Source organism: Candidatus Eisenbacteria bacterium (assembly GCA_016867495.1).
GTDB lineage: Bacteria > Eisenbacteria > RBG-16-71-46 > CAIMUX01 > VGJL01 > VGJL01.
In genome coordinates, this window is record VGJL01000194.1 from 1 (window position 1) to 4,689 (window position 4,689).

5 protein-coding genes are annotated in these 4,689 nt (G+C 68.8%); all 5 read right to left on the reverse strand.

Annotated features, from left to right (window positions below):
- Window positions 1–1,086: hypothetical protein (locus FJY88_11995; protein MBM3288055.1), on the reverse strand; the 1,086-nt coding region annotated here is incomplete at its 3' end.
- Complete coding sequence (locus FJY88_12000; GenBank protein ID MBM3288056.1) at window positions 1,079–2,668, reverse strand: L-seryl-tRNA(Sec) selenium transferase; 1,590 nt, start codon at window positions 2,666–2,668, stop codon at window positions 1,079–1,081. The genes FJY88_12000 and FJY88_11995, both read right to left, overlap by 8 nt.
- Entirely contained in the window at window positions 2,577–3,281 is a 705-nt protein-coding gene (locus tag FJY88_12005; GenBank protein ID MBM3288057.1) for an ABC transporter ATP-binding protein, read from the reverse strand. The genes FJY88_12000 and FJY88_12005 overlap by 92 nt, the downstream gene beginning before the upstream one ends.
- The gene (locus FJY88_12010) at window positions 3,268–4,038 is read right to left on the reverse strand and encodes an ABC transporter ATP-binding protein (GenBank protein ID MBM3288058.1); all 771 of its coding nucleotides are present in this window, start codon (window positions 4,036–4,038) and stop codon (window positions 3,268–3,270) included. Before FJY88_12010 ends, FJY88_12005 begins: the two co-directional genes overlap by 14 nt.
- A 14-nt stretch (window positions 4,039–4,052) precedes the next feature.
- Window positions 4,053–4,689 (reverse strand): branched-chain amino acid ABC transporter permease (locus FJY88_12015; protein ID MBM3288059.1); only part of this gene is annotated, 637 nt, incomplete at its 5' end.

Genomic DNA, 4,689 nt, shown 5'->3' on the forward strand with positions numbered 1-4,689 from the left:
CAGGGCCCTGTCCTGCGCGACTTCCTCTGTGGCGTGCCGCCCCGTCTCGCGACCCCCTAGCTGCGGAGCGAGCTCGCGCGCGCTCCTCGAGAGCCCCTTCGGGATCAATCGATCCGAACTCCCTCCGCCTATGCGGAACCAGATCGCAATCGAGATGGCAAGAACGCAGAGACCGAGCACGATCCATGGGATCGGGCTGCCCCGGCGCGACCGCTGCCATCGCGAGATCAGACGAACCGGCTCCTCGACAGTCCTGACTCCCTCCGCCCTGGGCTCCGCCGCCACGGATCTCTTGAGGCCACCCTCGGAGCCGACCGCTTGCGGCTCGGGAATCGTGGGTCCTGCCGGGACGCCGGGGGAGGGAACCTCGGGACGGCGTTCCCACCGTTCGAGGGGTGAGGACTGCGAAACCGGCAGCGGTCCCATGGCGACCATCCCGAGGAGATTCCGGCCACCCTCCCGCAAGAGCCGGACCCCCTCCGCGAGTTCCTCCCTCGTGTGATCTCGAATCGCCGCCACGAAGCAGATGCCGTCGATGGCCTCGCAACCGTGCAACCGGAACTCGTCCGCCTCGGGAATCGACCGCGCCACGAAGAGCACCCACTGCTCCGGCAGAGGACCCGCATCGTCCTTCGCGGGCGCCCCGGGGAGAACGACGCGGACCCCCTGGAGGTCGCTCGCCCAGGAGGCGGACGGATCGGCGCCCACCGAAGCGAGCCTCGCCCTCACGGCGGCGGGGAGAGGACGCCCTGGACCGCTCGTCAGAACGCGCAGGGGCGGCATCGGCTCCAGATCGGCGAGATAGGCGACGAGCCCGCCGCGCGCCGCCTGTTCGGCGAGCCCCACGGCCCAGACCAGATGCTCGGTCGTCCCGCGCGGACCCGTGACCCAGATCGTCGGCGCGGCGGTCCCCTTGGGGAACGGGAACCGGCGGAAGAGCCGGGATCCGTGCATGAGCTCCGGCGAAAACTCCGAGAGCCTTTCCGCGTGGCGCGGAACAGCCGGAGCCGATGAGGTCGCAAGGAGCAGGGGAAGGCCGAGGCCGGCCGCGGCGTCCATCGCGGAGTCGAAGTAGTGATCACTCATCCTCGCCCCCCTCCACGAGCGCCGCGGCCACGGCCTCGAGAAAGTCAGCCTCCTCCTCCTCCTCGATCCCGCGCAGATCCAGCAGAACGGCCCCCTCCTGAATCCGTCCCACCACCGGAGGATGACCCGCCCGCAGGCGCGCGGCAAGCGAATCGGCGCCCGTCCCTTCCTTTCGGAGCGCGAGGGCGATGGAGCGAAGCCCGCTCGCGGGGAGAGATCCCCCACCGACCTCTCCCTCCACTTCCATCGAGTCGATCCGATACGCCGCGGGAAGACGCTGGCGCAGGGCGGCGGCGCACCGCTCAGCGGCCCGCTCGAGCGCTGACGGATCGCGACGCAGGGCGCGCAGCAACGGAATCCGCCGGCAGGCCTCCTCCGGGCCGGCCAGGTGGATCCGCAGGCCCGCCTCGATCACCGCCAGGAGCGTCTTGTCGAGACGCACGACACGCGCGATCGGGTGCTTCTGGAGCCTCTCGACGATCTCCCGGCGCCCCGCGAGGATCCCCCCCTGCCCCAGGCCGAGCAGCTTGTCGGCGCTGACGCAGATCAGATCGACGCCCGCGGCGATCGAGTCCTCGATGCACGGCTCTCCGGGAAAGAGGTCCCTATAGGCTCGCAGGGCCCCGCTGCCGAGGTCGTCCACGAATGGCAGCCCCGCCTCCCTGCAGAAGGTTGAGAGCTCCTCGAGAGTCGGCTCCTCGCAGAATCCGACGAGGCGGAAGTTGCTTCGATGGGCCCGCAGGACGAGCGCCGTCGCGTCGGTCCGCGCGCGCCTGTAGTCGGCGATGCGCGTCCTGTTCGTGGTTCCGACCTCGCGGAGCCGCGCACCGGCCGCCTCGAGGATCTCGGGGAGCCGGAACGATCCGCCTATCTCCACGAGCTGGCCCCGCGAGACGAGAACCTCCCGCCCGTGGGCAAGGGCGGCCATCGCGAGAAACAGCGCGCCCGCGCAGTTGTTGACGGCGAAGCCCGCCTCCGCTCCCGTCAGAAGCGGGATCAGCTCCCGCAGTGCAGAAAGGCGCGAGATCCGCTCGCCGCTCTCGAGATCGGTCTCGAGCGAAGAGTACCCGGACGCCGCCCCTACGAGAGCGCGCCTGGCCTCCGCCGGCAGGACCGCGCGTCCGAGGTTCGTGTGCAGAAGCACGCCCGTCGCGTTCCAGACTCTCTCGAGACGCAGATCGAGCGGGAGAAGCGCGCCGGCCGAGGCCTCGCGGATGGTCCGCTCGAGCGCCTCCGCGCGGCCGGCGGGCGCCCAGAGTCCCGCCCGGATCTCCGAGCGGAGAGAATCGAGGGTTGCGCGAATGCGGGAGCGCAGGAGGGACCTCGGCTCGGAAGGATGCGATCGGATGCGCGGATCGGCCAGAACCGCATCGACCGACGGCAGGAGGGAGAGCCCGGATCGCGTCTCGCCGCCGGCCGTCATGTCCCCTCTGCAACACGGATCGCCCGTGAGACGACGCGCGAAGAAAGACGGATGCCCCGACAGGCCATCATCCCCCCAGGTATGCCTCGCGCACGGCGGGATCGGTCGCGAGGGCGGCCGCCGGACCCGAGGCGACGATCCTGCCCGTCTCCAGGACATAGGCGTCGCTCGCGACCTGGAGCGCCATGTGGGCATTCTGCTCCACGAGGAGGATCCCTGTTCCCGTCCGGTTGATCTCGCGGATCGTGTCGAAGATCCCCTGCACGAGCATCGGAGCGAGCCCGAGGGAGGGCTCGTCCATCAGGAGAACGCGCGGGCGCGCCATCAGCCCCCGGCCGACCGCGAGCATCTGCTGCTCGCCGCCGCTCAGCGTCCCTCCGAGCTGATGGATCCGCTCCTTCAGGCGCGGAAAGAGATGGAAGACGCGCTCCAGATCCTTGCGGACTCCGTCGCGGTCCTTGCGCAGATAGGCGCCAAGCTCGAGGTTGTCTCCGACGGTGAGGTTCGCGAAGACGACCCTCCCTTCCGGTATGTGGACGATCCCCCTCTTCACGATCTCGTGGCTCGGCAGCTGATGAATCGGCTGCCCCTCGAACTCGATCAGGCCTGCCGAGGGACGGATGAGCCCCGAGATCGTCCGCAGGATCGTGGTCTTGCCGGCGCCGTTGGCGCCGATCAGGGTGACGATCGATCCCTCGGGGACGGTGAGCTCGACCCCCTTGACCGCATGGATCGCGCCGTACCGGATCTCGAGGGCGTCAATGCGCAGCATCGGCGGTCGCGGCTCCCAGGTAGGCTTCGATCACGCGCGGATCCCTCTTGATCGCGTCGGGCGTCCCCTCGGCGATCTTGATCCCGTAGTCGAGGACAGCGATCCGCTCGCAGATGCCCATGACGAATCGCATGTCGTGTTCGACGAGAAGAACGGTCAGGCCGAAGTCGCTGCGGATCTTGCGGACCAGCGCCATCATCCCTTCGGTCTCCTGGGGATTCATCCCCGCCGCCGGCTCGTCGAGGAGCAGCAGCTTGGGCGACAGGGCCAGGGCCCTCGCGACCTCGAGCCGGCGCTGATGCCCGTAGGGAAGGTCGGACGCGCGGGCGCCGGCGAACTCCTCGAGCGACATCAAGGAGAGAAGCTCCAGCGCCTTCCGCCGGACCGCCGTCTCCTCCCTCAGGAAGGGGGCCGTCCGTAGGACCGCCGGAACCATCCCGCTCGCGGACTCACGGTGCAGCGAGACGCGGACGTTGTCGAGGACCGACATCTGTCGGAAGAGGCGGACGTTCTGGAATGTCCTCCCGATCCCGAGATCGGCGATCGCGTGCGGATACATCCCGACAAGGGAACGGCCGAGAAGAAGGACATCCCCTCCGGTCGGCCGGTAGACGCCCGTGATCAGGTTGAAGACGGTCGTCTTGCCCGCGCCGTTGGGCCCGATCAGACCCACGAGATCCCCCTCCCTGAGGATCAGGTCGAGATCGGACACGGCCTTCAAGCCCCCGAATGCGATGGAGGTCGCTCGAAGCTCCAGGACGTGCGGCCCGCTCACGCGCTCCTCCGCGAACGCAGCTTCATCCAGAGGCTGCCGATCTCGCGCGTGCCGAAGATCCCCTGGGGCCGCGTGATCATCAGGACGATCAGCAGGAAGCTGTAGAGGACCATCCGGTACTCGCGGAACTCGCGGAGCGCCTCCGGGAGGACGGTCAAGCCGATGGCGGCAGCGATCGATCCGGTGATCGAACCCATCCCCCCGAGAACCACCATGATGACCACCTCGATCGACTTCATGAACGTGAAGCTGTTCGTGTGGAGGTACATCAAGTAGTGCCCAAAGAGGCCTCCGGCGAGCCCCGCGAAGGCGGAGCCGATCACGAAGGCGGTCACCTTGTAGCGGGTCGTCGGCACGCCCAGGCTCTCTGCGGCGATCTCGTCATCGCGGATCGACAGGAGCGCCCTGCCGTGACGCGACCGGATCAGGTTCGCGTGAAAGACCACGCAGCCGGCCACCGCGAGGTAGACCCAGAAGAAGTTGGCCCTCGGGGGGATGTTCGGGAAACCGCGCGCGCCCCCCAGGAACTCGAGGTTCAGGATCAGCACGCGGATGATCTCGCCGAAGCCCAGAGTCGCGATCGCCAGGTAGTCGCCCCTCAGGCGGAGTGTCGGGATCCCGATCAGGAGCCCC

Excerpts from the sequence above, each read along its gene's own strand:
- FJY88_12000 (MBM3288056.1), bottom strand. The coding sequence starts at position 2,668 with ATGTCCTGGAGACGGGCAGGATCGTCGCCTCGGGTCCGGCGGCCGCCC.
- FJY88_12005 (MBM3288057.1), bottom strand. The coding sequence starts at position 3,281 with ATGCTGCGCATTGACGCCCTCGAGATCCGGTACGGCGCGATCCATGCG.